A 25330-nucleotide genomic window follows, 5' to 3' on the forward strand; every position below is an offset into this window, starting at 1 on the left:
GAAAGGCAACCGTATGAAAGGCATTATTCTCGCCGGCGGCAGCGGCTCACGGCTGTACCCCATTACACGTGGTGCAGCCAAACAACTCATGCCCGTATACGACAAACCGATGATTTATTACCCCCTATCGGTGTTAATGCTGGCCGGTATCCGCGACATCCTCATCATCACCACCCCCGAAGACAACGCCGCCTTCCGCCGCCTGCTCGGCAACGGCAGCGACTTCGGCATCCGCCTGCAATACGCCGTACAACCCAGCCCGGACGGCCTTGCCCAAGCCTTCATCATCGGCGAAGAATTTATCGGCGGCGACAACGTCTGCCTCGTATTGGGCGACAACATCTTCTACGCCCAATCCTTCACCCAAACCCTGCAGCAAGCCGCCGCCCAAACCCACGGCGCCACCGTATTCGCCTACCAAGTGAAAGACCCCGAACGCTTCGGCGTGGTCGAATTCGACCCGCACCTCAAAGCCCTATCTATCGAAGAAAAACCCAAACAACCCAAATCCAACTGGGCGGTAACCGGCCTCTATTTCTACGACAAGCGCGTAGTTGAATTCGCCAAACAAATCAAACCATCCGCACGCGGCGAGCTCGAAATCTCCGACCTCAACCAACTCTATCTCGAAGACGGTAGCCTTTCCGTGCAACTGCTCGGCCGCGGCTTCGCCTGGCTCGACACCGGCACACATGAAAGCCTGCACGAAGCCGCCTCATTTGTGCGCACCATCCAAAACGTGCAAGCCCTTCAGGTAGCCTGCCTCGAAGAAATCGCCTGGCGTAACGGCTGGCTTTCCAACGAGCAATTGGCCGATTTGGCCCAATCTATGGCCAAAAACCAATACGGCCAATACCTGCTGCGGCTGCTAGAAAAATAACCTCCCTCTGCTTACCAATCATGAAACCAATCCTCCTCATCCTCCTGCTCGCTGCCCCATTCGCCTGCGCTGACATCTCCTTTGTTCATCCCATGAGCACGGCCGAATGCAAACAAGCCGTTATCGACAGCATGAAAATGTATGTTGACGGCCGCTACTGCGAAAAAGCCGACACTGAGCAAACCCGCCGCCAAGCCATAATCGGCTAGTATGCCATTGGCGAGCTCAACAGCAAATCTGGCAATGAAGAATTCAACCGCTGCGCCCTTACTCCAGAGCAACGCCAAGAACTCTCCGACTTAACAAAGCACTACGAAGCCATTATGCACAACCCTGAGCGCCTGCAACAATTCTGCAGCCCTGCCAACCGCGCCCGCATCGCACCGCTCTACCCCCGCTATATGCACCTGCTGCAAGAAATGGAAAATGTCCGCAACCAATATAGCCGCTGAACCATGCCTGCCGACGCCAGCCTAAAATCTGGCAGGTGCTGCAAAATAAAATCCGAGCCTACTACACTACCTATGCTGGGCATAGTGCAGCAAGAAAATAAAGCCGAATTGCAAGCCCGTATCCGCGCCGCCCTACGCGCCAACACCGTCAATATATTTACAAAATCCTAACACACCCCTAAACCTATTTTCAGGTAACCTCAAAGCAAATAAGGCTACCTGAAACCAACCTAACCATGAAACTCTTCATCACCGGCCACCATGGCCAAGTTGGCCAAGCCCTCATCCAGCAGGCCGCCGCCCACAATTTTCAGGTAGCCGCTTACGACCGCAGCGAGCTGGACATCGCCGACCGTGCCGCCGTATTGCAAGCCGTCGAGCGCGAGCAGCCCGCCGTGATCATCAATGCCGCCGCCTATACCGCCGTGGATAAAGCCGAAAGCGAACCGGCCGCCGCCTATGCCGCCAACGCCGAAGGTGCCGAAAACCTTGCCCGCGCCGCCCACGCCGTAAACGCCTCCATCCTGCATATTTCCACCGACTACGTTTTCAACGGCCGCACCGAACGCCCCTACCTCGAAACCGACACTCCCGATCCCCAAACGGTATACGGTCAAAGCAAACTGGCCGGCGAACAAGCCGTGCAGGCAACCTGCCCGCGCCACATCATCCTGCGCACCGCCTGGGTGTTTGGCGAACACGGCCACAACTTCGTGAAAACCATGCTCCGCCTCGGCCGCGAACGCGACAGCCTCGGCATCGTAGCCGACCAAAGCGGCGCCCCCACCTATGCCGGCCACATCGCCGCCGCCCTGCTGCACATCGCCGGGCGCACCCAAACCGAAAACTGCCCCTACGGCCTCTACCACTTTTCAGGTAGCCCCTACACCACCTGGCACGGCTTTGCCGCCGAAATCTTCCGCCACGCCGCCGAGCAAGGCATCCTGCCCCGCGTGCCCGAACTACATGCCATCACCACCGCCGACTATCCCACTCCTGCCCGCCGCCCCGCCGACTCCCACCTTGACTGTAGCAAAATCCACACCGCCTTCGGCATCGCCCCCAGCGATTGGCAAAGTGCATTGGGCAATCTGGCCGACTATCTTTAAAGCATCCAAAAATTTTGGCTTCGCAGAAATTCGCGTCGCTCATTTTCAGGTAGCCTATTATTCCAACTGCCTCAGTATTTAGCGGGTAACGTTTTTATCCGCCAATTCCTTGCGCAGTTTCTTGGTAACCTCCATCATCACTTCAAGCTGTTCCAAGGTTTCTTTCCAGCCACGGGTTTTCAGGCCGCAGTCGGGGTTGACCCACAGGCGCTCTACGGGCACCACTTCCATGGCTTTGCGCAGCAGGCGTTCCACTTCGGCTTCGGTGGGCACGCGCGGGCTGTGGATGTCGTACACGCCGGGGCTGATGTCGTTCAGGTATTTGAAGTCGCTGAACGCGGTGAGCAATTCCATGTCGGAACGTGAAGTTTCAATGGTAATCACGTCTGCATCCATGCTGGCGATAGCGGGCAGGATGTCGTTGAACTCGGAATAGCACATATGGGTGTGGATTTGGGTGCCGTCTTCCGCGCCGGTGCTGCTCAAGCGGAAGACTTCGCAAGCCCAGGCCAGGTATTCGTCCCACTGCGCTTTTTTCAGCGGCATGGCTTCGCGGATGGCGGGCTCGTCGATCTGGATAACCTTGATGCCGGCTTTTTCCAAATCCAGCACTTCATCGTTCAGCGCCAGTGCGATTTGCTTAGCCACCACGCTCAGCGGCACGTCGTCGCGCACAAACGACCATTTAAACATGGTTACCGGGCCGGTGAGCATGCCTTTCATCGGGCGTTTGGTGAGGCTTTGCGCGTAGGTAGACCAATAAACGGTCATCGGATTCGGGCGGGATACATCGCCGAAAATAATCGGCGGTTTCATGCAGCGGCTGCCGTAGCTCTGCACTCAGCCGAATTGGCTGAAGCAGTAACCGGCCAGCTGTTCGCCGAAGTCTTCCACCATATCGTTGCGCTCGGCTTCGCCGTGTACGGGCACGTCCAGTTCCAATTTCTCTTGGATTTCCACGCAGTAGGCGATTTCTTTCTTCATCGCGGCATCGTAGTCGGCAGCGGAGAGCTCGCCTTTCTTGAACGCGGCGCGCGCTTGGCGGATTTCGGTGGTTTGCGGGAAGGAGCCGATGGTGGTGGTGGGCAGCACGGGCAGCTTCATCCATTCCTGCTGTGCCTTAATGCGCTGGGCAAACGGCGATTTGCGTTGATCGGCGCCTTTGGGCAGGTCGGCCACGCGTTTTTGCACGGCTGCATTGTGGATTTTCTTGTTGGTGGCGCGGTCGGCGGCAGCGGCATCGGATTCGTTCAAGGCTACCTGAACAGCAGATTTGCCGTGTGCCAGCGCTTGTTTCACCACGCCCAGTTCCACCAGTTTCTGTGCGGCAAAAGCCATCCAAGATTTGATTTCGCCGTCCAGTTTTTCTTCCACGGCCAAGTCTTGCGGGCTGTGCAGCAGCGAGCAGGAGGAGGCAATCCACAATATTATTGCCGAATTTGGCTTTCACGGGCTCGAGCGTGTCGATTACCTTGTTCAGGTTGGCGCGCCATACGTTGCGGCCGTCAATCAAGCCCACAGACAGCACGCGGTTGTCCGGCCAGCCGTCGGCAAACACGGAGAGCTGCTCCGGTGCGCGCACGCAATCGATGTGCACACTGTGTACGGGCAGGGATTTCAGCAAGTTCAGATGTTCAGCCACGGAGGCGAAATAAGTGCCGACAACGATGCGCACACCGGTGTTGGCCAGTTCCTGATACACGGGGGCGAATGCGTCCAGCCACACTTGTGAAGCTTCGGCAGCCAAAATCGGTTCGTCAATCTGAATCCAATCCACGCCTTCGACAGCCAGCTCGCGCAAGAGTTGTGCATAAGCAGGCAGCAATTTGGGCAGCAGCAGTTTGGTTACGCGGCAGCCGAAGTCCTCTTTTTTCTTGCCCAACCAAGCCAGCGTAACCGGGCCCACCAGCGTGGGCTTGATGTCATGGCCTTGCGCTTTGGCTTCTTTAATTTGCGCAATCAGGTTTTTGGCGTTTACCTTAAATTCAGTATCGGCCGACCATTCGGGCACGATGAAGTGGTAGTTGGTGTCGAACCATTTGGTCATTTCCATCGCAAACTGGGTGGCGTTGCCGCGTGCCAGCTGGAAGTATTCCGGCAGGGTTAGTTTGGCTGCGTCGAAGCCGAAACGAGAGGGAATACCGCCCAGAATACACAGCAAATCCGCACCAGTAGCTTTGGGGTGGCCAAGTTGATGCGACAAATGTCGACCGCTACAGCTTAAATCTCAGCCTCGCATTTCACACCCTTCCAAAAGGCTTCAACAACAAATTTCAGCTCGCGCTTCGTGCCGATGCGCGGGTAGCCGGAGAGGTGGAATGGTGTTTATGGATACTCCTTCAAAAGTAGGTGAATAATAAAACACCATGCGTAAAATTTCTCAGTGAGTAAGTTTGCGGCACGGCAATATGCAAGCGATAAATCTGCTGCTTTGCAAGAATGCAATTAATGCAAACAGCTTGATTTTCTATTATTTTTCAAATTATTGAGTCAGTTTTAAAATTTCTTCCTAGTTTCAACCATTTCCCATCTTTATAAACAAATGGATAGGAGAAAAAAGTCTAAGCTGGATATTTTCAGGTAGCCTTTCCATCACCCACAAAAAGCTACCTGAAAAAACAGCTACACTCCCGCCCTCAAAACCACTTCGGCCATAGTTCGCGGCTTTTCGGATTGGCGAAAAACGGCTGCAACAGGCGTTGCAGCTGCAGCAGGTAGGGGGTGGCCACTGGGTCGCAGCAAAGAGCGGCGCGGTAATACAGGGCGAAGATTTCAGCCTGCTGCTCCATATTGAGGCGGTTTAAGTGCGGTACGGTATCGAGCATGGGCAGGCGGTAGGCGCGATTTTTCAGGTAGCCCAAACGCAAAGCCTGCAAACTGCCGCCAAGCCACACGGGGAAGCCGTTTTGATGCTGCCAAACATGCGTCAGCTCGTGCACCAGCCAGGCGCGTTCGATCAAGGGGCGCTTGGCGAAATCGGGGCAGAAGCGGTTGGCGGGGAAGTAAACGTGGCCGAAGGGGGCAATGGCAATATTGCGGGTAAGCAGCCACCACGCGCCGCCGTGCAGGCGGATGCGTTCATAACGCAACCCGCTGCCAAACACGCTGCGGGCGAGTTTGGTTTCGGCGGGGGTGAGCGGGCGGGAACGTGGGGGCATGGGTGGTTTATCAATCCATAGGGTAAGAGGCTACCTGAAAGTTGCTGGCTATATGGAAACAATAGCTTACAGTTTAACTATGCAGAAACTCGGCTTGCTTCAATTCGTTGCGGCCTCGGCCTGCTCCGCAGAAACTCAGCCTCCTGCGAAAGCCTTGTTTTATAGTGAATTAAATTTAAATCAGGACAAGGCGGCGAGCCGCAGACAGTACAAATAGTACGGCAAGGCGAGCTAACGCTGTACTGGTTTAAATTTAATTCACTATAACTTCATTGAAGCTGTGCTTTCAGGTAGCCTTAAATGGCAAAACAACGCGGCTCAATGTTTACGGCTGTAGTTTTCGATGTCCTCGCACACAGTGGCAAGGAAGTCGAGGTATTTCGGGTCTTCGCCCGCCCACATTTCCTCTTCGCCCAACGCGTAGGCGCGAATGAGTTCGTCGGCGGCGCGCTCGAAGTTGCCCAACTCAAATTGCGCCTGGCCGAGCCGCAAATGCAAAAAGGGGTTGCCGATGGCATCTGGGCAGCGCATGGCGTGGCTGAGGGCTTCGCGGGCGGCTTCGTGGCTGCCGCGCAAAAATTCGGTGTCGCCCACCGCAGCCAGTATCCAAGTGGCGGCTTCCCATTCGGTTTGCGGCTCGGGCAGCAAATCCCATGCCTGCCAAAAACGTTCGATGGCTTCGGCATAGCGCTCCGCATCGGCCAGCTCGTCGCTTTGTTCGCACAGCGCGGTGATTTGCTCGTAGGTATGGTCGTTCAGTTCGGCCATGGCAGGCTCCTTCTTTAGAGATGCCGCGTATTATACAGGCTACCTGAAAGCCTTTATTCCTTCCTTTCAGGTAGCCTCTTCCCCTTGGGCGCGTGATAATATGCGCCGTCTTTTTTGTTCACACCACCCGCCACCATGTCCACCCCTCAACACCGCATCCGCACCCTCGTGCAAACGCTCAACCGCTACGCCCATGAATACTACACTTTGGACGCGCCCAGCGTGCCCGATGCCGAATACGACCGGCTCTACCGCGAGCTGGAAGCCCTGGAAGCCGAATACCCGCAGTTCAGGCTGCCCGAAAGCCCCACGCAGCGGGTGGGCGGCGCGGTGCTGGACGGCTTTGAAACCGTGGTGCACGCCGTGCCGATGTTGTCGCTGAACAACGCGTTTTCGCCGCGCGACGACGAAACGGGCGCGTTCGACCACGCCGAATTTTTGGCGTTTGACGAGCGCGTGTGCAAGGAATTGGGCGTATCGCAGGTTGAATACGCCGCCGAGCCGAAGTTTGACGGGCTGGCCGTCAGCCTGCTGTATCAAAACTGCGTACTGGTGCAGGCGGCCACGCGCGGTGACGGCACCACGGGCGAAAACGTTACCGAAAACATCAAAACCGTGCGCAATATCCCGCTGAAACTGCACGGCGACACACTGCCCGAAACCATTGAAGTACGCGGCGAAGTACTGATGCTCAAAGCCGATTTTGCCGCGCTCAACGAGTGCCAATTTGAGGCTGGGCAGAAGCCCTTCGTCAACCCGCGCAATGCCGCCGCAGGCAGCCTGCGCCAGCTCGATTCCAAAATCACCGCGCAGCGCAAACTGCATTTTTTCGCGTACGGCATCGCCCAGCTTTCCGGCATCCAAAGGCTACCTGAAAGCCACATCGAAGAACTCGCGCTGCTGCACGAACTCGGCTTTTCGCTGCCCGAAGGCTATTTCGGCGCGTACACCGGCGCGGCGGCCGTGTTGCGCGAATACGAACGGCTGGCCGAACACCGCCCCCGCCTGCCGTATGAAATCGACGGCATGGTCGTCAAAGTGAACTCGTTGGACGAACAGCAACAACTCGGCTTCGTGTCGCGCGCGCCGCGTTGGGCGATTGCGCACAAATTCCCCGCCGAAGAAGCGCTCACCACCGTGGAAGCGATTGACGTGCAGGTCGGCCGCACCGGCGCGGTTACCCCCGTGGCACGGCTTGCGCCCGTGTTCGTGGGCAGCGTTACCGTGACCAACGCCACGCTGCACAACCAAGACGAAGTGGCGCGCAAAGACGTGCGCGTGGGCGACACCGTGGTCGTGCGCCGCGCAGGCGACGTGATTCCCGAAGTGGTGCGCGTGCTGCCCGAACGCCGCCCGATGCAGCCCGTTGATTTATTGGGCGAACAAATGGAAGCGAAGTACGAGCCGTTCAGGCTACCTGAAACCTGCCCCGTGTGCGGCAGCGCCGTCGAACGCGAAGCAGGCGAAGCCGTTGCCCGCTGCACCGGCGGCATGCTCTGCCAAGCCCAGCGCGCACAAGGGCTTATCCACTTCGCCAGCCGCAAAGCCATGGACATCGCCGGGCTGGGCGACAAACAAATCGAAGCCCTCGTCGCCGCCGACGTATTGCACAGTTTTACCGATATTTATCAACTGGATATCGCCAAACTGCAAACCATCAAAGACAGCAAATCCGCCGCCACCAAATGGGCGCAAAACATCTTGGACAGCATCGCCCAAAGCCGCACCCCGCCGCTCGCCCGCTTCCTGTTCGCCCTCGGCATCCGCCACGTCGGCGAAAGCACCGCCAAACAGCTGGCCGCCGCATTCGGCAATCTCGACACCGTGCGCCGCGCCCCCGAACCCATACTCGCCTGCCTGCCCGACATCGGCAGCGTCGTCGCCCACGCCATCACCCACTATTTCAGGCAGCCTGCACAGCAAAAAATGCTGGACGACCTATTGCAACACGTCGCCCCCCAAGCCGCTGCCCCGTCGCCCCAAACCCGCGCCCACGCCGCGCCCAAACAATGGCTGCAACGCCTGCCAAACATCAAACTCAGCGAAAAACGCGCCGCCGAACTCTGGCAACTCGCAGGCAGCCTGCACGCCCTGCAAACCGACCAAGCCCTGCCGCAAGAATGGCAAGACTGGCGCAAGCAGCCTGCACACGCCGCCTTGCTGCAAGAAATCACCGCCTTCACCGAAGGGCTACCTGAAAACAGCACAGGCGACGTTTCAGGCAGCCTGCACCCCGAAAACAGCCCAATCGCCGGCAAAACCTTTGTCCTGACCGGCACCCTGCCCACCCTGAAACGCGACCAAGCCGCCGCCCTCATCGAAGCCGCCGGCGGCAAAGTGAGCGGCAGCGTGTCCAAAAAAACCGATTTCGTGGTGGCCGGCGAAGCCGCAGGCAGCAAACTGGAAAAGGCGCAGGCACTGGGCGTGGCGGTGTTGAGCGAGGAAGAGTTGCTGGGGATGCTGGGGAACTAGCTTCAAAGGCTACCTGAAAACCTGTTTCCTTATTTGCAACCCGTTTGGGCGCATGATGGTTTGACTAGGCGATAACCCAAATTACATGCCCGCAAATCAACACAAAGACAGCTCCATGAAAACCTACGCCACCGCCGCCGAACTGATTACAGCCATCCACACCGCGCTAGACAAATACCTCACCGAATTTGCCGACATTGCCGAAGTCGACAAACACCACCGCGCCGTGCCCGACGGCAAAACTCCGGCCGAACATCTGGCCTACCAACTCGGTTGGACCAGCCTGTTGTTGCAATGGGAGCGAGACGAGCAGGCAGGCCAAACCGTTCATACGCCCGCCGAAGGCTACAAATGGAACGATTTGAGCGGGCTGTACCAGCAGTTTTACCGGCAATACGGCAGTCTCACGCTGCAAGAGGCTCAAGCCCGACTGCGCGAGCAGGTTGCCCAAATCTGCACATGGCTGGAAACGCTGTCCGAACAGGAGTTATTTGAGCCTAACCAGCGCAGATGGGCAGATAACCAGGCAAAATGGCCGATCTGGAAATGGGTGCACATCAATACGGTTGCGCCGTTTACCAATTTCCGAGTGCATATCCGCAAATGGAAAAAGCAGAATCTGCATGGCTAGGCACATGCTGTAGAGGCACACTCAATTAGAAATACTACCCATGTGCACAAGTTTCGTACCCTGCTAAAACAGTCTTAAAGGCTACCTGAAAACCTGTTTCCTACCATTTAGCCGCCCCTTTTTTCAGGTAGCCTTTCCTGCCCACACCTCCCCTATCTGCGACATCCCTGCACCGCTCATCGGCAATCTCGGGTAAGATGGCATCTTTTTTCGGAGACAGCTATGCCGCAAAAAGTAATCGCAATCGACGGGCCGAGCGCATCGGGCAAAGGCACGGTGGCGCAGCGGGTGGCGGATGCCTTGGGCTGGCGTTATCTGGATTCGGGCGCGCTCTACCGCATCACCGCGCTCTATGCGCGCAACCGCCGAACCGCTTGGGATAATGAAGCTGCGGTGGCCGCGCTGGCGCAGGCTTTGCCGGCGGAATTTGTCGAGGGCGCAGTGCTGTTGGACGGGGAAGATGTTTCCGTCGCTATCCGCAGCGAAGAAATCGGCATGGGGGCATCACGGGTGGCGGCGCTGCCGGCGGTGCGCACGGCTTTGTTGCAGCGGCAGCGTGCGTTTCTAACCGAACAGGGGCTGGTGGCCGACGGGCGCGATATGGGCTCGGTGGTATTCCCCGATGCCGTGCTCAAGGTTTTCCTCACTGCTTCGCCGCAGGTGCGTGCCGAACGCCGTGCCAAACAAATCGGCGTACCGCTTGCGGGCGCGGGTTTCGAGCGTATTTTGGCCGACATCGAAGCGCGCGACGAAGCCGACCGCAACCGCGCCGTTGCGCCGCTGCAAAAGCTACCTGAAGCCCATCTGCTCGACACTTCGGCGCTGACGATTGAAGAATCGGTAAAAAAAGTGCTTGATTGGTATCGGGAAAAATAAAGTTACTGTATAATGCTGCGTTTTCGGCGCATCCGCTCCGCTTGGGCGCGGCTGTGTTGCATAAACAATTGATTTAACTCACGCCTGCCGCGCCAAGGGTGGCAGGCTTCTATCAACTCCAACCCTCCGCACTCCTTGGCCGTGCGTGGAAAAGACAAAACCTTATGGAAAATTTTGCCCAGTTACTGGAAGAATACTCAGCCGTACAAGAAATGAATCAGGGCGAGGTGATTACCGCCGAAGTGGTGGCGATTACCGACAAACACGTTATCGTGAACGCCGGCCTGAAATCCGAATCCCTGATTGATTTGAACGAATTCAAAAACACCCAAGGCGAACTGGAAGTTAAAGTCGGCGATTTCGTTACCGTAACCATCGAATCCGTAGAAAACGGCTTCGGCGAAACCAAACTCTCCCGCGAAAAAGCCAAACGCGCTGCCGATTGGCTGGCTTTGGAAGAAGCCATGGAAAGCGGCGAGATCCTCTCCGGCGTGATCAACGGCAAGGTCAAAGGCGGCCTCACCGTGATGATCAACAGCATCCGTGCCTTCCTGCCCGGCTCTTTGGTAGATGTGCGCCCGGTGAAAGACACTTCTCACTTTGAAGGCAAAGAAGTTGAATTCAAAGTGATTAAGCTGGATAGAAAACGCAACAACATAGTGGTATCCCGCCGCGCTGTATTGGAAGAAACCCTGGGCGAAGAGCGCCAGGCCCTGCTGGAAAGCTTGCAGGAAGGCACCGTGGTGAAAGGTATCGTGAAGAACATTACCGACTACGGTGCATTCGTAGACTTGGGCGGTATCGACGGCCTGTTGCACATCACCGATTTAGCATGGCGCCGCGTAAAACACCCCAGCGAAGTGCTGGAAGTGGGCCAGGAAGTAGAAGCTAAAGTATTGAAATTTGACCAAGACCGCAGCCGCGTATCTTTGGGTATGAAACAGCTGGGTGAAGATCCCTGGAGCGGCCTCGCCCGCCGTTACCCTGCCCGCACCCGCCTGTTCGGCAAGGTGTCCAACCTCACCGATTACGGCGCGTTCGTTGAAATCGAACAGGGTATCGAAGGCTTGGTACACGTTTCCGAAATGGACTGGACCAACAAAAACGTTCACCCGAGCAAAGTGGTTCAGCTGGGCGACGAAGTAGAAGTGATGATTCTGGATATCGACGAAGACCGCCGCCGCATCAGCCTGGGCATGAAACAATGCCAGGCTAATCCGTGGGAAGAATTTGCCGCCAACTTCAACAAAGGCGACAAACTCACCGGCGCAGTTAAATCCATCACCGATTTCGGTATTTTTGTGGGCCTGCCCGGCAACATCGACGGCCTGGTACACCTCTCCGACCTTTCTTGGAGCGAAAGCGGCGAAGAAGCCGTACGTAAATACAAAAAAGGCGAGGATGTGGAAGCCGTTGTATTGTCTATCGATGTAGAGAAAGAACGCATCAGCTTGGGCATCAAACAGCTCGAAGGCGACCCCTTCGGCAGCTACATCAGCATCAACGACAAAGGCGCCTTGGTGAAAGGCACCGTGAAATCCGTTGAAGCCAAAGGTGCCGAAGTGCAGCTGGCCGATGAAGTGGTAGCCTACCTACCCGCTTCCGAATTCGACAGTGAGCGCGTGGAAGACTTAACCACCAAGCTTAAAGAAGGCGACGAAGTGGAAGCTGTCATCGTTACTGTAGACCGCAAAAACCGCAATATCAAGCTGTCAGTAAAAGCCCGCACTGCCAAAGAAAACCGCGAAGCGCTCAACACCGTGAACGCAGCGGCTAGCCATGCCGGCACCACCAGCCTGGGCGATTTGCTCAAGGCCAAGCTTGGCGGCGAAAATGAATAAGGATAGCACAAAATGACCAAATCAGAGTTGATGGGCCATCTGGCCGAGAAGTACCTGGCTCAAGGGCATTCCCGCCTAACTGTTAAGGATGTGGAGCAAAGCGTGAAGGTTTTGGTAGACGCCATGACCCGGGCACTGGCTCGTGGTCAGCGTATCGAGATTCGTGGGTTTGGCAGTTTCGACCTGAACCACCGTCCGGCACGTATCGGCCGCAACCCGAAAACCGGCGAGAAAGTAAACGTACCTGAAAAATACGTGCCACATTTCAAAGCCGGCAAGGAGTTGCGCGAACGCGTAGACCAAGCTGCCAAGTAAGATTGGCATTAAGCTGAATAATAAAAGGCTACCTGAAAATTTCAGGTAGCCTTTTTGTTGTTTGGACAATCCAGATAGTGCTATGCAACAGACTACCTGAAAGCTTCAGCTGCAACAAAGCTAAAGCCAAGTAACGGGCAGCTTGGGCTCCCGCACATCAGCTGCAATTCCACGATAAGTTGGAACCATCTGCTCCCAGTAAAGAGTCGGCAAAAGGCTACCTGAAATTCTTAATTACCAACGGCTGACCAATCCGCTCAAATCCGTATTTTTCGGGCCGTCGGCCTCTTTCTGTGCCGTGCCGATCATCACAGGCCGATGATTTTATCGTGTGCGCCGCGGCCGAAGGCTTCACGCAGCGCGGCGATGTTAACCCACAGGCCGGTAATCCACACATTGTCAAAGCCTTGCGCCTTGGCAACCAGTTGGGCGGCATAGGCAGCGCAGCCGGCGCTGAGCATCTGCTCCCACTCTGGCTTCGGCTTGAGGCAGTCCAGCTTGGGCTTGGACACCACGCCGATCACCATCGGCGCCATCTGTCCCACCACTTCAGCCTTGCGCACCGCTTCGCCGCCGATTTCTTCGGCACATTGCTTCAAAATATGGCGGAATGCCGGCCGGCTCGCTTCGCTTTGTACCACCACAAAATGCCACAGCGTGAGGTTGCAGTGGTCAGGCACTTGCGTGGCAGCCTGCAAAATGATTTCCAGCTGAGCATCGTTAGGGGCGGGTTCGGCAAGGTGTCGCACCGAGCGGCGGGTAGTGAGCAAATCGATTGCGTTCATGGGGTTAATCCTTAAAGTGTGCGTTGAAAACAAAACGCCGTGCTTATACCACACATTAAGGCTACCTGAAACACACGCCCCGGTTTAACGTTATAATGCCAGCCGATTTCATCCCGTTAGGAGCCGCCATGAGCACCAATTACCTTTTCACCCTGCCCGACCAAAACGGCAACGATTTCGCCGCCGCCGACCACCTGCCGCTGGTGCTGTATTTCTACCCCAAAGACAGCACGCCAGGCTGCACCACCGAAGCGCAGGAATTCAGTGCGCTCTTGCCCGAATTTCAGGCGCTCGGTTTTCAGGTAGCCGGCGTATCGCGCGACAGCGTGGCCAGCCACCAGAAATTCGTATGCAAATACGCGCTGGAAGTGCCGCTCTTGTCGGATAAGGATGAAACCGTGTGCCGCCTGTTCGATGTCATCAAAGAGAAAAACATGTATGGCAAAAAAGTGTTCGGCATCGAACGCAGCACCTTCGTTTTGGATGCACAAGGCAACATTTCGCGCGAATGGCGCAAAGTGAAAACCGCCAGCCACGCCCAAGCCGTGCTCGACGCGCTGCGTGAAACAGCCTAGCGGAACACCGCCATGCAATACTGCTACCAAGCCCCCTTCGGCACGCTGCTGTGCCGCCTGCACAACGACCTGCCCACCGAAATCCTGCTGCAGCACAGCGCCGCGCCCTTCCTGCCCGCACTGCCAAACGAAACCCCGCTGGCACAATGGCTGGACAGCTACTTTTCAGGTAGCCCTGCCCCGCTGCCACCGTTTGTGCCCCCCGCAGGCACGGCGTTTCAGCAGGCCGTGTGGGCGCAGATTGCCCAGATTCCGTTCGGCGAAACCCGCAGCTACCAATGGATTGCCGGGCGCATCGGCAGCCACCCGCGCCCCGTGGGCGGCGCCTGCGGCAAAAACCCGCTGCCGCTGCTGATCCCCTGCCACCGCGTGCTCTCAACCAACGGGCTGGGCGGCTTCAGCATGGGCGGCGATGCCGAGCGCAGCCTAGCAGTGAAACGCTGGCTGCTCGCGCACGAAGGAGTGGCATTGTGAATCCGGCCAAACCGCTGCCCGCCGCCTGGCAAGAGCCCATCGAGCAAACGCTGGACGAGCTCTTCCTCACCCACCGCCTCGCCGCCAATACCCTGGCCGGCTACCGGCGCGACCTGGAAAAAGTCGCCCGCCGCCTGCACGCGCAAGGATTGGATTGGCAGCAGGCCGATGCCGACGCCTTGGCCGATGCCGTGTATGCCCCGGATGAAAAACCCGCTTCCCAAGCCCGCGCCCTCTCCGCCGTCAAACAGCTCTACGGCTTTTTGCAGCTACAAAACCGCCGCAGCGACAACCCCGCGCAACACCTGCGCCCGCCGCGCCAAGGCCGCGCCCTGCCGCCGCTGATCGGCGAAGCGCAAATCGACGCGCTGTTGGCCGCGCCCGACACGGAAACCATCTTCGGCCTGCGCGACAAAGCCGTGCTGGAAACGCTGTATGCCACCGGCCTGCGCGTGTCCGAAGCCGCCCAAATGCAGCTGCAGGATTTAGACTTGCAGCGCGGCGTGGTTACCGTAATCGGCAAGGGCAACAAGCAGCGCATCGTGCCGCTGGGCGCGGAAGCCGTGCATTGGCTGGAACGCTACCTGAAAACCGCGCGCGGCGAATTGCTCAAGCACACCCCGTGCGATTTCGTGTTCGTGGGGCAAAAACGCAGCGGCATCAGCCGCCAGCTGGTGTGGCAGATGGTGAAGTGTTACGCCGCAGAAGTCGGCATCAGCGAGCTCAGCCCGCACGGCCTGCGCCACGCCTTCGCCACCCATCTGGTAAACCACGGCGCCGACCTGCGCAGCGTGCAGATGATGCTCGGCCACGCTAGCCTGAACACCACGCAAATCTACACCCACGTGGCCAACGAGCGGCTCAAACAGCTGGTAGCACAGCATCATCCGCGTAGGTAAACAAGATATAGCGGATTCAAATGAAAATGGAACAAGGCGGCAGGCTACCTGAAAGCTTTCAGGTAGCCTGCCGTGCCGTTTTGTGGGAAAATCCGTACGTTTAAAATTATTCAAATTGGGCGAAAAATATTATGTTGGACAGAGAAGGTTATCGCCCCAATGTCGGCATCATCATCACCAACCAGCGCAACGAAGTTTTCTGGGGCAAACGCGTGCAGGAGCATTCCTGGCAGTTTCCGCAGGGAGGCATCAAGCCCGGCGAAAGCCCCGAGGCCGCCATGTATCGCGAGCTGGCCGAAGAAGTCGGCCTTTTGCCGCATCACGTGAAAATCCTCGGCCGCACCCGCGACTGGCTGCGCTACGACGTGCCCGGCAACTGGGTGCGCCGCCAATGGCGCGGCGCGTATCGCGGGCAGAAACAGATTTGGTATTTGCTGCGGCTCACCGGCCGCGAAAGCGATGTGCACCTGCGCGCCAGCAGCCAGCCGGAATTCGATGCCTGGCGCTGGCACGACTATTGGGCACCCATCGACGAAGTGATTGAATTCAAAAAAGACGTATACACCAACGCCCTGCGAGAGCTTTCGCGCTTTCTGCACAATCTGGAAACCCTAGAGCAATTCAACCGGCGCCACGCCGCCCTGCCCGAAGAACAAACCCACCGATGAGCAGCATCCTCACCCGCATCCTCGCCACCCAACAGCAAGAAGTAGCCGCCGATGCTACCTCCTCACCGCTACGCGGTGTGAACAACCGCAACTTGCGCACCTTTGAAGTGAGCCTGCAGCAAACGCTGGATTTGCTGCCAGAAATCGCCGGCGAAGACCGCATCGTGATTACCGAAAGCGGCATCCGCAGCCGCGAAGACGTACAATTCATGCGCAGCCACGGCGTGCACAGCTTCCTGATCGGCGAAACCTTCATGCGCGCCGACGATGTGGGCGCGGAAGTGAAAAAACTGTTTGCTTGAGTTTTCAGGTAGCCTGCCATGATGGTGAGGCTACCTGAAAACACTATCCCAATGCTTCGTTTGGCTTTTTTTCTCACGTAAGGAGTAGGCATGAAACGTTTAGCGATGATATTGGCCCTGCTACCCTTGGCCGCTGCCGCCCAGCCCACCGCCCAGCAATGCCGGCAGATTAACCGCGACAGTATCGAGGTCATGACTTATCTGTTCGCCTGTGCCGACAACGATAATTTCGCGCTTCCCAAAGCCGCCGAGCAGCAAGCCGACAAACTGATGCAGCTGAGCAAACCATGTTTCAACCGCGACCAAGAAGCATGGTGGTGGCAAAATGGCACACAGGTGGAAGCTGAGCGCGCCCGTTATGACACCGGCGCCGATGCAGACACAGCGGCGGTGTGCCGGCAGCGCCGCACACACATTCAGCGCATCTTGCGACGCTACCGTTAAGCCGACCAACCTGCCGCACTTAACCCCCAGATTTCAGGTAGCCTGAACTTCCGCCCAAAGCGTGTAGAGGCTCCCTGAAACCAGAAATCCTATCCAAATCCACACAGAGATACCGATATGACCAGCCCCGACAAAATCCTCATCCTCGATTTCGGTTCGCAAGTCGCCCAGCTCATCGCCCGCCGCGTGCGCGAAGCCCATGTGTATTGCGAGCTGCACCCCTACGACATGCCGCTGGCCGACATCAAAGCCTTCAATCCCAAAGGCATCATCCTTTCCGGCGGCCCCAACTCCGTGTACGACAGTGAATATCAAGCCGACACGGGGCTGTTCGACTTGGGCGTGCCCGTGCTCGGCATCTGCTACGGCATGCAGTTTATGGCGCACCATTTGGGCGGCGAAGTGCGGGCCGGCAACCAGCGCGAATTCGGTTACGCGCAAGTGCAAACGCAAGACAGCGCGCTCACCAGCGGCATTCAAGACGGCGCACCGAACACCTTGGACGTGTGGATGAGCCACGGCGACAAAGTGTGCAGGCTGCCTGAAAACTTCCGCACCATCGGCAGCACGCCCTCCTGCCCCATCGCCATGATGGAAAACGCCGAACGCCACTTTTACGGCATCCAATTCCACCCCGAAGTCACCCACACCAAACAAGGCCGCGCCCTAATCAACCGCTTCGTGCTCGACATCTGCGGCGCACAGCCCAGCTGGACCATGCCGAACTACATCGACGAAGCTGTGGCCAAAATCCGCGAACAAGTCGGCAGCGACGAAGTGATTTTGGGCTTGTCCGGCGGCGTGGATTCCTCCGTGGCCGCCGCGCTCATCCACCGCGCCATCGGCGACCAGCTCACCTGCGTATTCGTCGACCACGGCCTGCTGCGCCTGAACGAAGCCGAAAACGTGATGAAAATGTTTGCCGACAACTTGGGCGTACGCGTGATTCACGTGGATGCCAGCGAGCAGTTTATGGCGAAACTCGCCGGCGTGACCGACCCCGAGCAGAAGCGCAAAATCATCGGCGCAGAATTTATCGAAGTATTTGACGCCGAAGAGAAAAAACTCACCAACGCCAAATGGCTGGCGCAAGGCACGATTTACCCCGACGTGATTGAATCCGCCGGCGCGAAAACCAAAAAAGCCCACGCCATCAAATCGCACCACAATGTGGGCGGGCTACCTGAAAACATGAAGCTGAAACTGCTCGAACCGCTGCGCGATTTGTTCAAAGACGAAGTGCGCGAACTGGGCGTGGCGCTCGGCCTGCCGCGCGAAATGGTGTACCGCCACCCCTTCCCCGGCCCCGGCTTGGGCGTGCGGATTCTGGGCGAAGTGAAGCGCGAATACGCCGACCTGCTGCGCCAGGCAGACGACATTTTCATTCAGGAACTGCGCAACCATAAAGACGAAAACGGCACCTCTTGGTACGACCTCACCAGCCAGGCATTTGCCGTGTTCCTGCCCGTGAAATCCGTGGGCGTGATGGGCGATGGGCGAACTTATGACTACGTGGTCGCCCTGCGCGCCGTCATCACCAGCGACTTCATGACCGCACACTGGGCGGAACTGCCCTATTCGCTGCTGAGCAAAATGTCCAACCGCATCATCAACGAAATGCGCGGCATCAACCGCGTAGTGTACGACATCAGCGGCAAACCGCCTGCCACGATCGAGTGGGAATAAGCCAGAATTGAAACACAACGCAACAAAGCCCTGCCGAATGGCAGGGCTTTGTTCTGGTGGAGAAGGCCACCTGAATTTAAAACATAAAGCTCTGCTATCTACCACCTGATCCGTATCATTGTAATGTGCCGACCAGCGGATGTCTGCGCCGTCTGCTTACGGAATCAGCACCGCTTCCTGCTTAAAACGTGAGGTGTGTGCAGCAAAATCCATCCACCGCCTGTACACTCGGGTAGTCTTCCTGAACGGTTTGCAGACTGCTGCGAATGCCGCCGTTGACCAACTCGGCGGCCAATTGCTTCTGCATGGAGTAAGCAGTTTGATTTACTGTTCGATTTCGGCTTGGCGGCGATGACTAGAATAGTGAGTGGGAAACAAGAACAGAGTAGCGATTGCGCCGAGGCAGAAGGCGGCAAAGTTTTTTGGGGAACATAGCCGTATCTCGATAGATTGGGTATTTGATTATGGTATTTATGCTTTCAGGTAGCCTGTCGCGCGGGAAGGCTACTTGAAAATCTAACCCTGTTGTTCCTGTTCGTCATAAACAGGCAGCAGGAAACTTCAAAACAGAAGTTTCCTGCTGTGTTGGCCAAATTAGCTTAGATTGACAACAGCCATTTGAGTGCCAACCCGGTGCTGAATGAGCCGTCCTTTACTTTTTGTGCGTTGGCATCATCTGCATTGGCAAATTGCAGCGGATGCGGACCGGAATAATTGGCGTCTTCTGTATCAATCAGCAGAATCGGCGCTTTTCCGTTCAGCTGGCTCTTCAAGAAGCTGCCACGGAAGCTTTGCGCAGTGCTGGGTTGCACTGAGAATCTTTTGTCCAACAAGATCTTTTCACCGTTTACCACGAGATAGAGTCTATAGCCCCAATCAGGTGCATTAGCCCAGCCTCGGTTGGCAATTTTTGCCGACCAATGGATGATATTACTGTTTTGCTGGTCAGCATAAGCACTGAGTTCTTCCACTACATAACGATAGCCCATTCTCTTACGGACTTCTGTCATACAGGAGCCAGATTCCCAATTATTGATAAAGGTTTTGTGGTAATCGTAGTTCAGATACGATACGTGATACTCACGACCCTCTCTCAAAATGTCAGCACAGCTCGTACGAGCGCCTGCTTGCGGTTCACAGGTTTCGCCACCGAATACCTGGTGTATGCTATTAGCTCGTACAAAGCTACGCAAAGCTTCGGATGAACGCCCGTTATGTGGGAAATAGGTACCTACATCGTGCGTTCCTGCCATAAAACAGTCATTATGCATACCTGTAAAGACCACCCCCTTAGGCAAATTACTGTTATTGAGAAAATCCATCAAATCGCCTGGGTAACGCAACTGAAGTTTGGCATAAATGCCGTTATTGTTTGCATTCAGCAACGCCTTAAATACTTCAGCTTTATTTTGATCTGTATCCAAATGATTGGCAGAGGAATGCCATTCCCCCCATGCACCGATGAAGCCCGCCTGCCATACGAAAATATTGTCACGGTTTCTAGCCAAAATGGGCCGCAGCTGCTCAATATGGCGTCGAACCTGTGCCAGATTGGTATCTTGGCCGGCTGCCGTGTAATCATATGAGAAACGCAAAATGGCATTAACATTTTTCATTCTGGATAAGCCCTGATCCAATGCATTTAGATACGACTGGGGCAAATCCTGATTCCGCCATTGAGATAAATCTGCCGGCATATACATCAGGTGGTAGCCTGCGCGATAGGCATCTTCCAAGTCGGCATCGGTAATTTGGGAAGGGTCTTTACCATAACGGTAAAAACCACGCCCGTAGCCAGGCACATCACCAGCTGCTTCCTTCAGGAAGACGGTTTTAACGTTGTTATTTCCATTATTATCGTTCCTGTTATTGTTATTGGCATTATTAGCAACATTATTTCCAGAATTGTTGCCATTAGTAATTCTGGGGTTGCCATTGCTATTTCCATTACTATTACCCGTACCTACACTAATATTTTGATTCCGGGGAGAGTTTCCTATTCCCGGTATGTCCAGATTAGTCGTACCCTCATTTTGCTTTGCCACAGGTTGAGTTATCTGCTGGTTTGAGTCAGTATTACCGGATGCATCGAGTTCGTCTTTTTTGCAGGCTGATAAGGCCAAAGCACAAACCAAAATTGAAAGTAACTTTTTATTCATGTTATTCATGATGACGATTTCCCGAAATCTTTGCAATAAAGCGTCTACTGCTAAAATTAATGCCATAAAACTTAGTAGTCCTACTATACCAAACAATTTATTGTCAAAAATTCAAAAGTCTGTATTCCATATTTAATAATTCTGACTATATATGATCAGAATCGTTCTATCAAAAAGTTTGCCAAACCATTACTTGCTATTTAAAACTTAAAAAATCCGATAAATTTTTGATGCTTGGTTCATCATTCCAAATTAACTCAGGTTGTTTTCAGGCAACCTTTTCTACAACTCAATCTACCCCTCTCCCCCGATTCTCGTGGAATTGCTCCTGCCAGTCGGCAAATTTGCCCTGTTCGATGGCTTCGCGCATTTCGGCCATTATGGTTTGGTAGAAATGCAGGTTATGGATAGTGTTCAACTGCGCACCCAAAATCTCGCCGGCACGGTGCAAGTGGTGCAGGTAGGCGCGGCTGAAATGCGTACAAGCGTAGCAGGTGCATGATTCGTCGAGCGGGTGGGTATCGTGTTTGTACTTGGCGTTTTTGATTTTGATGTCGCCGAAGCGGGTGAACAGCCAGCCGTTGCGGGCATTGCGGGTGGGCATGACGCAGTCGAACATGTCCACGCCATGCGCCACGCCGTACACTAAGTCTTCCGGCGTGCCGACACCCATCAGGTAATGCGGTTTGTGTTCGGACAGTATGGGGCCGACGGCACGCAGCATACGGTACATTTCGGGCTTGGGTTCGCCCACTGATAAGCCGCCGATGGCGAGGCCGGGGAAGTCGAGCTGTTCCAGCCCGCGCAGGGACTGTTCGCGCAGGTCTTCGTACATCGCGCCCTGCACGATGCCGAACAGGGCATTGGGGTTTTTGAGGTCTTCAAAGGCTTTTTTGCTGCGTTCCGCCCAGCGCAGGCTCATTTGCAGCGATTTTTCGGCCTGCTCGCGTGTGGCTTCGCCGGGGGTGCATTCGTCGAGCTGCATGGCGATGTCGGAGTTGAGCACGGTTTGGATTTTCATCGAGATTTCGGGCGAGAGGAAAAGCTTATCGCCGTTAATCGGGCTTTTGAAGGTGCAGCCTTCTTCGGTGAGTTTGCGCATGTCGGATAGCGAAAACACTTGGAAACCGCCGGAGTCGGTCAAAATCGGTTTGTTCCAGCCGATAAAGTCGTGCAGGCCGCCGAATTGTTCGATGACTTCCAAGCCGGGGCGCAGCCATAAATGGTAGGTGTTGCCGAGGATGATTTGGGCCTTGATGTCGTGCAGGTTTTGCGGGGTCATGGCTTTGACCGAGCCGTAGGTGCCGACGGGCATGAATACGGGGGTTTCGATGCTGCCGTGGTTGAGTTCGATGGTGGCGCGGCGGGCGTGGCCGTCTTTTTTATGAAGGGTAAATTTGAGCATGGGGAATAACACGTTATCAATAATCCGGCGATTATAGCTAAAGCACTTCTTTCTTCCTACTGCGTCAGCCCGCCTTACCGTCTTGACCATATTGTCTGCCGCCCGCTGCCTAGCAGAAAAAATGATTACTTCGGCGATATGGCAAACCGCCGCCGGCCCTGCGCTTTCTTTGCGCGGGGGGTGGGAAAACAGTATAATGCTGCCCCTTAAACAGGCACGTAGCTCAGTTGGTTAGAGCATCACCTTGACATGGTGGGGGTCGTTGGTTCGAATCCAATCGTGCCTACCAGAATTCGTGGGAACAACAGGGGTTTCTGGGGAACTTCAGTTGTTCTTTTTTGTTTGGCCGCCCGCTACTAGTTTTAACTTTGCAGAAACCTGGCTTCCTTTAGAAACATTGTTTCAGGTAGCCTTTTGGATTGCTGTTAAGGCTACCTGAAACTCCGGCCAAACCGCTGCAAGGAACCCGCCATATGCGCCGTTTACCTCCCGCGCTTGCGCTATTGCTTACACTGGCCGCATTGGCCGCCATAGCATTTGCCGGCCTGTTCCTGCTGTTTTACTTTTTCGGTTTCGCCTAATGCAACGATAAAGGCTACCTGAAACCCAAACCATTCATCTGTTTATCCATTTCAAAGAAAGACAAACCATCATGTCCCAAATCAACATCACCCTGCCCGACGGCTCCGTGCGCCAATACGAAGCCCCCGTAACCGTTGCCCAAATCGCCGCTTCTATCGGCTCCGGACTGGCCAAAGCCACCGTGGCCGGCAAAGTGAACGGCGTATTGCGCGATGCGTGCGACCCGATTACCGAAGACGCCGCCGTGCAAATCATCACGCCCAAAGACCCGGAAGGCGTGGAAATCATCCGCCACTCCTGCGCGCACTTGGTCGGCCATGCCGTGAAACAGCTCTATCCCAACGCCAAAATGGTAATCGGCCCGGTGATTGAAGAAGGCTTCTACTACGACATCGCCATGGAAAAACCCTTCACACCCGAAGACGTAGCCGCCATCGAAGCACGGATGAAAGAGCTGATTAATCAAGATTACAATGTGGTCAAAATCATGACCCCGCGCGCCGAAACCATCAAAATCTTCCAAGAGCGCGGCGAAGAATACAAACTGCGCCTGATTGAAGACATGCCCGAAGTGGAAGCCATGGGCATGTACCACCACCAAGAATACGTGGATATGTGCCGCGGCCCGCACGTGCCCAACACCCGGTTTTTAAAACACTTCAAGCTCACCAAGCTAGCCGGTGCCTACTGGCGCGGCGACAGCAACAACGAAATGCTGCAGCGCATCTACGGCACAGCCTGGGCCACCAAAGACGAGCTCAAAGCCTACATCACCCGTATTGAAGAAGCCGAAAAACGCGACCACCGCCGCCTCGGCAAACAGCTCGACCTCTTCCACCTGCAAGACGAAGCCCCCGGCATGGTGTTTTGGCATCCGCGCGGCTGGACGCTGTGGCAAACCATCGAGCAGCATATGCGCCGCGAGCTTGATGCCGCAGGCTACCGCGAAGTCAAAACCCCACAAATCCTCGACAAAACCTTCTGGGAAAAATCCGGCCACTGGGCGAACTACAAAGATAATATGTTCACCACCTCCTCCGAAAAACGCGACTACGCCGTGAAACCGATGAACTGCCCCGGCCACGTTCAAATCTTCAACCACGGCCTGCGTTCCTACCGCGATCTGCCCATGCGCCTGGCCGAATTCGGCTCCTGCCACCGCAACGAACCTTCCGGCGCGCTGCACGGCCTGATGCGCGTGCGTGGCTTCGTGCAAGATGATGCCCACATCTTCTGTACTGAAGACCAAATCGCCGAAGAAACTCGCGCCTTCAACCAGCTGGTGATGAAAATTTACAAACAATTCGGCTTCGAGCACGTCAGCATCAAACTCTCGCTGCGCCCCGAACAGCGTGCCGGCACCGACGAAACTTGGGATAAAGCCGAACAAGGCCTGCGCGATGCGCTCACCGCCTGCGGCGTGCAATGGGAAGAACTGCCCGGTGAAGGCGCCTTCTACGGCCCGAAAGTGGAATACCACATCAAAGACGCGCTCGGCCGCTCCTGGCAGTGCGGCACCATCCAGCTCGACTTCGTGCTGCCCGAACGCCTGGGTGCCGAATACGTTACCGAAGACAACGGCCGCGCCCGTCCCGTGATGCTGCACCGCGCCATTTTGGGCTCGCTGGAGCGCTTCATCGGCATCCTGATTGAAGAGCACGCCGGCTCCTTCCCGCTCTGGCTCGCGCCCGTACAGATGGTGGTGATGAACATCACCGAAAAACAGGCCGATTACTGCCTGGAAGTGGTCAACAAACTCAAAGCCGCCGGCCTGCGCGCCGAAGCCGACCTTCGCAACGAAAAAATCGGCTACAAAATCCGCGACAACAGCCAAATGCGCTACCCCTACCAAGTGGTGGTGGGCGATAAGGAAATGGAAAACGGCCAAGTGGCCGTACGCCGCAAAGGCGAGGATTTGGGCAGCATGCAGATAGAAGAGTTTATTGTCCGCTTGCAGCAAGAGCTGGCAGTGGTTTAAAGATTTTCAGGTAGCCTTTTATGTGGCTACCTGAAAATTTTTGGGCACATAGGCCTGGCATTAATGCCCGACTTCTTCTGGAACATTGTGCCAAACATCCACGCCCTGACTGTGGCTTCCGTTGACAACCCACAAACGGAAGGCGGACAATTTTTCAGGTAGCCCTGGGCTGCATGAGGCTACCTGAAAATTCTTTTGGGCAGTATTTTAGAGGAATGAAGATGGGGCAGAAACGCTGGAAGAAGATAGCGCTGGCGGTGTTGATAGTGTTTGCACTAATCGGTATGGCTGCCACTGTGGCAGTCCTCCCGTTTGTTGGCAACTATATCAGCGATATGAATAGAGAAGTGGGTACCACGCCGCTGGTTTCTGTGCCGTTCAGTACGCAGCAAGAAGGCTATCAACAGACGATGAACGATGTACCGATTCCGCATCGAGGGTTGTTTGCACTCACGGTGAGATTGAAGCCGAAAACCGGAACACATCTTTCAAAAGAAGAGATAGACAACTTGTTTTATCAGGCCAGGCATGTGCCTTTTGTGGTGAAGTATGAGGTGCAAACGGCGGGAAATCCCAGCTTGCTTTATGGGAAAGACACGGTTGTGGCTGATTTCTCCAAAGAGGAAAACGGCGATTTCATTTTCTCCGTTCACTCCGGATTTGTCCGCAAAGGGGATAGATTGATGATACGGGCGGAGAATCTTATCCAAGTGCCAGAGTTTGCGAAATTTGATGCATTTTTAGAGTTTAGAGAAAAGAGACCTGATAAATAAGTAGGCTTGGAGGGTTCTTCAGTCATTCTGCCCGCACATTAAAGAGGCTACCTGAAAACTGGCTTTACTCGTTTTCAGGTAGCCTCTAATCTGTTTGG

23 protein-coding genes, 1 tRNA gene and 2 pseudogenes are annotated in these 25330 nt (G+C 55.6%); 19 read left to right on the forward strand and 7 right to left on the reverse strand.

The genetic code is table 11. The annotated features are described in order from the left end of the window. Nucleotides 1-13 precede the first annotated feature (13 nt). The 4 genes from rfbA to rfbD all read left to right on the forward strand — a co-directional run bounded on the left by rfbA (nt 14) and on the right by rfbD (nt 2441). Nucleotides 14-880: a glucose-1-phosphate thymidylyltransferase RfbA gene (rfbA, locus tag A7Q03_RS06840; protein WP_067448469.1), complete on the forward strand. Its 867-nt coding sequence runs from the start codon at nt 14-16 to the stop codon at nt 878-880. A gap of 20 nt (nt 881-900) precedes the next feature. Further along, the gene (locus A7Q03_RS06845) at nt 901-1089 is read left to right on the forward strand and encodes a hypothetical protein (RefSeq protein ID WP_067448471.1); all 189 of its coding nucleotides are present in this window, start codon (nt 901-903) and stop codon (nt 1087-1089) included. A 114-nt stretch (nt 1090-1203) separates the two neighbouring features. Then, a complete protein-coding gene (locus A7Q03_RS10735; RefSeq protein WP_255361309.1) occupies nt 1204-1332 on the forward strand; it encodes a hypothetical protein in 129 nt (42 codons plus the stop codon). Nucleotides 1333-1568: 236 nt separating this feature from the next. Then, on the forward strand, nt 1569-2441 hold the full coding sequence (gene rfbD, locus A7Q03_RS06850; RefSeq protein ID WP_067448474.1) for a dTDP-4-dehydrorhamnose reductase: 873 nt from the start codon (nt 1569-1571) through the stop codon (nt 2439-2441). Between the two features lie 78 nt (nt 2442-2519). Here the strand turns inward: rfbD and metE are convergent. The 3 genes and pseudogenes from metE to A7Q03_RS06870 form a co-directional block, all read right to left on the reverse strand. Then, nucleotides 2520-4760: pseudogene (metE, locus tag A7Q03_RS06855) on the reverse strand (5-methyltetrahydropteroyltriglutamate--homocysteine S-methyltransferase); the annotation flags it as partial. Nucleotides 4761-5077: 317 nt separating this feature from the next. After that, a complete protein-coding gene (locus A7Q03_RS06860; RefSeq protein WP_067448476.1) occupies nt 5078-5599 on the reverse strand; it encodes a hypothetical protein in 522 nt (173 codons plus the stop codon). Between the two features lie 318 nt (nt 5600-5917). Next, complete coding sequence (locus tag A7Q03_RS06870; RefSeq protein WP_067448479.1) at nt 5918-6367, reverse strand: hypothetical protein; 450 nt, start codon at nt 6365-6367, stop codon at nt 5918-5920. Nucleotides 6368-6502: 135 nt separating this feature from the next. Here A7Q03_RS06870 and ligA point away from each other — a divergent pair, with 135 nt between their 5' ends. The 5 genes from ligA to A7Q03_RS06895 all read left to right on the forward strand — a co-directional run bounded on the left by ligA (nt 6503) and on the right by A7Q03_RS06895 (nt 12502). Then, complete coding sequence (gene ligA / locus A7Q03_RS06875; protein WP_067448481.1) at nt 6503-8839, forward strand: NAD-dependent DNA ligase LigA; 2337 nt, start codon at nt 6503-6505, stop codon at nt 8837-8839. A gap of 85 nt (nt 8840-8924) precedes the next feature. Further along, nucleotides 8925-9470 (forward strand): ClbS/DfsB family four-helix bundle protein, encoded by a 546-nt coding sequence (locus A7Q03_RS06880; RefSeq protein ID WP_197474752.1) that lies wholly within the window; start codon nt 8925-8927, stop codon nt 9468-9470. 222 nt (nt 9471-9692) lie between these two features. Next, nucleotides 9693-10346, forward strand: a complete 654-nt coding sequence (gene cmk, locus A7Q03_RS06885) for a (d)CMP kinase (protein ID WP_067448483.1) — start codon at nt 9693-9695, stop codon at nt 10344-10346. Nucleotides 10347-10510: 164 nt separating this feature from the next. After that, the gene (rpsA, locus tag A7Q03_RS06890) at nt 10511-12187 is read left to right on the forward strand and encodes a 30S ribosomal protein S1 (RefSeq protein WP_067448485.1); all 1677 of its coding nucleotides are present in this window, start codon (nt 10511-10513) and stop codon (nt 12185-12187) included. Between the two features lie 12 nt (nt 12188-12199). Next, nucleotides 12200-12502: an integration host factor subunit beta gene (locus A7Q03_RS06895; RefSeq protein WP_067448486.1), complete on the forward strand. Its 303-nt coding sequence runs from the start codon at nt 12200-12202 to the stop codon at nt 12500-12502. Nucleotides 12503-12736: 234 nt separating this feature from the next. Here the strand turns inward: A7Q03_RS06895 and A7Q03_RS06900 are convergent. Beyond that, nucleotides 12737-13287: pseudogene (locus A7Q03_RS06900) on the reverse strand (nitroreductase family protein). A gap of 128 nt (nt 13288-13415) precedes the next feature. Here A7Q03_RS06900 and A7Q03_RS06905 point away from each other — a divergent pair. The 7 genes from A7Q03_RS06905 (at nt 13416) to guaA (ending at nt 18335) form a co-directional block, all read left to right on the forward strand. Next, nucleotides 13416-13862 (forward strand): peroxiredoxin, encoded by a 447-nt coding sequence (locus tag A7Q03_RS06905; protein ID WP_067448488.1) that lies wholly within the window; start codon nt 13416-13418, stop codon nt 13860-13862. Between the two features lie 12 nt (nt 13863-13874). After that, nucleotides 13875-14336: a methylated-DNA--[protein]-cysteine S-methyltransferase gene (locus tag A7Q03_RS06910; RefSeq protein WP_067448490.1), complete on the forward strand. Its 462-nt coding sequence runs from the start codon at nt 13875-13877 to the stop codon at nt 14334-14336. Next, nucleotides 14330-15235, forward strand: coding sequence for a site-specific tyrosine recombinase XerD (gene xerD / locus A7Q03_RS06915; protein ID WP_067448622.1), 906 nt, complete (start codon nt 14330-14332; stop codon nt 15233-15235). The genes A7Q03_RS06910 and xerD overlap by 7 nt, the downstream gene beginning before the upstream one ends. Nucleotides 15236-15366: 131 nt before the next feature. Continuing rightward, complete coding sequence (locus A7Q03_RS06920) at nt 15367-15903, forward strand: RNA pyrophosphohydrolase (protein ID WP_067448492.1); 537 nt, start codon at nt 15367-15369, stop codon at nt 15901-15903. Continuing rightward, the gene (locus A7Q03_RS06925) at nt 15900-16205 is read left to right on the forward strand and encodes a hypothetical protein (RefSeq protein ID WP_067448494.1); all 306 of its coding nucleotides are present in this window, start codon (nt 15900-15902) and stop codon (nt 16203-16205) included. The genes A7Q03_RS06920 and A7Q03_RS06925 overlap by 4 nt, the downstream gene beginning before the upstream one ends. 90 nt (nt 16206-16295) lie before the next feature. Continuing rightward, a complete protein-coding gene (locus A7Q03_RS06930) occupies nt 16296-16649 on the forward strand; it encodes a hypothetical protein (protein WP_067448496.1) in 354 nt (117 codons plus the stop codon). 117 nt (nt 16650-16766) lie between these two features. Then, nucleotides 16767-18335, forward strand: a complete 1569-nt coding sequence (gene guaA / locus A7Q03_RS06935; protein ID WP_067448498.1) for a glutamine-hydrolyzing GMP synthase — start codon at nt 16767-16769, stop codon at nt 18333-18335. 181 nt (nt 18336-18516) lie between these two features. On the opposite strand, the gene A7Q03_RS10740 is transcribed toward guaA, so the two are convergent. The 3 genes from A7Q03_RS10740 to tgt all read right to left on the reverse strand — a co-directional run bounded on the left by A7Q03_RS10740 (nt 18517) and on the right by tgt (nt 21899). After that, complete coding sequence (locus A7Q03_RS10740; protein WP_255361310.1) at nt 18517-18642, reverse strand: hypothetical protein; 126 nt, start codon at nt 18640-18642, stop codon at nt 18517-18519. A 292-nt stretch (nt 18643-18934) separates the two neighbouring features. Then, a complete protein-coding gene (locus A7Q03_RS06940) occupies nt 18935-20560 on the reverse strand; it encodes a DUF4874 domain-containing protein (RefSeq protein ID WP_067448500.1) in 1626 nt (541 codons plus the stop codon). Nucleotides 20561-20783: 223 nt separating this feature from the next. Continuing rightward, on the reverse strand, nt 20784-21899 hold the full coding sequence (tgt, locus tag A7Q03_RS06945) for a tRNA guanosine(34) transglycosylase Tgt (RefSeq protein WP_067448502.1): 1116 nt from the start codon (nt 21897-21899) through the stop codon (nt 20784-20786). A gap of 212 nt (nt 21900-22111) precedes the next feature. On the opposite strand from tgt, the gene A7Q03_RS06950 reads away from it, so the two are divergent. From A7Q03_RS06950 to A7Q03_RS06960, 3 genes are all read left to right on the forward strand, one after another. Next, nucleotides 22112-22188 (forward strand) — tRNA-Val (locus tag A7Q03_RS06950). Between the two features lie 363 nt (nt 22189-22551). Beyond that, nucleotides 22552-24459: a threonine--tRNA ligase gene (gene thrS, locus A7Q03_RS06955; RefSeq protein ID WP_067448504.1), complete on the forward strand. Its 1908-nt coding sequence runs from the start codon at nt 22552-22554 to the stop codon at nt 24457-24459. Nucleotides 24460-24680: 221 nt separating this feature from the next. Continuing rightward, on the forward strand, nt 24681-25232 hold the full coding sequence (locus tag A7Q03_RS06960; protein WP_067448505.1) for a hypothetical protein: 552 nt from the start codon (nt 24681-24683) through the stop codon (nt 25230-25232). Nucleotides 25233-25330 lie beyond the last annotated feature (98 nt).

It is taken from the genome of Eikenella sp. NML99-0057 (genome assembly GCF_001648535.1).
Classification (GTDB): domain Bacteria; phylum Pseudomonadota; class Gammaproteobacteria; order Burkholderiales; family Neisseriaceae; genus Eikenella; species Eikenella exigua.

Bases quoted from the DNA above. Each gene is read 5' to 3' on its own strand.
- rfbA (WP_067448469.1), top strand. From the start codon at position 14: ATGAAAGGCATTATTCTCGCCGGCGGCAGCGGCTCACGGCTGTACCCC.
- A7Q03_RS06845 (WP_067448471.1), top strand. From the start codon at position 901: ATGAAACCAATCCTCCTCATCCTCCTGCTCGCTGCCCCATTCGCCTGC.
- A7Q03_RS10735 (WP_255361309.1), top strand. From the start codon at position 1,204: ATGCACAACCCTGAGCGCCTGCAACAATTCTGCAGCCCTGCCAACCGC.
- rfbD (WP_067448474.1), top strand. From the start codon at position 1,569: ATGAAACTCTTCATCACCGGCCACCATGGCCAAGTTGGCCAAGCCCTC.
- A7Q03_RS06860 (WP_067448476.1), bottom strand. From the start codon at position 5,599: ATGCCCCCACGTTCCCGCCCGCTCACCCCCGCCGAAACCAAACTCGCC.
- A7Q03_RS06870 (WP_067448479.1), bottom strand. From the start codon at position 6,367: ATGGCCGAACTGAACGACCATACCTACGAGCAAATCACCGCGCTGTGC.
- ligA (WP_067448481.1), top strand. From the start codon at position 6,503: ATGTCCACCCCTCAACACCGCATCCGCACCCTCGTGCAAACGCTCAAC.
- A7Q03_RS06880 (WP_197474752.1), top strand. From the start codon at position 8,925: ATGCCCGCAAATCAACACAAAGACAGCTCCATGAAAACCTACGCCACC.
- cmk (WP_067448483.1), top strand. From the start codon at position 9,693: ATGCCGCAAAAAGTAATCGCAATCGACGGGCCGAGCGCATCGGGCAAA.
- rpsA (WP_067448485.1), top strand. From the start codon at position 10,511: ATGGAAAATTTTGCCCAGTTACTGGAAGAATACTCAGCCGTACAAGAA.
- A7Q03_RS06895 (WP_067448486.1), top strand. From the start codon at position 12,200: ATGACCAAATCAGAGTTGATGGGCCATCTGGCCGAGAAGTACCTGGCT.
- A7Q03_RS06905 (WP_067448488.1), top strand. From the start codon at position 13,416: ATGAGCACCAATTACCTTTTCACCCTGCCCGACCAAAACGGCAACGAT.
- A7Q03_RS06910 (WP_067448490.1), top strand. From the start codon at position 13,875: ATGCAATACTGCTACCAAGCCCCCTTCGGCACGCTGCTGTGCCGCCTG.
- A7Q03_RS06920 (WP_067448492.1), top strand. From the start codon at position 15,367: ATGTTGGACAGAGAAGGTTATCGCCCCAATGTCGGCATCATCATCACC.
- A7Q03_RS06925 (WP_067448494.1), top strand. From the start codon at position 15,900: ATGAGCAGCATCCTCACCCGCATCCTCGCCACCCAACAGCAAGAAGTA.
- A7Q03_RS06930 (WP_067448496.1), top strand. From the start codon at position 16,296: ATGAAACGTTTAGCGATGATATTGGCCCTGCTACCCTTGGCCGCTGCC.
- guaA (WP_067448498.1), top strand. From the start codon at position 16,767: ATGACCAGCCCCGACAAAATCCTCATCCTCGATTTCGGTTCGCAAGTC.
- A7Q03_RS10740 (WP_255361310.1), bottom strand. From the start codon at position 18,642: ATGCAGAAGCAATTGGCCGCCGAGTTGGTCAACGGCGGCATTCGCAGC.
- A7Q03_RS06940 (WP_067448500.1), bottom strand. From the start codon at position 20,560: ATGGCATTAATTTTAGCAGTAGACGCTTTATTGCAAAGATTTCGGGAA.
- tgt (WP_067448502.1), bottom strand. From the start codon at position 21,899: ATGCTCAAATTTACCCTTCATAAAAAAGACGGCCACGCCCGCCGCGCC.
- thrS (WP_067448504.1), top strand. From the start codon at position 22,552: ATGTCCCAAATCAACATCACCCTGCCCGACGGCTCCGTGCGCCAATAC.
- A7Q03_RS06960 (WP_067448505.1), top strand. From the start codon at position 24,681: ATGGGGCAGAAACGCTGGAAGAAGATAGCGCTGGCGGTGTTGATAGTG.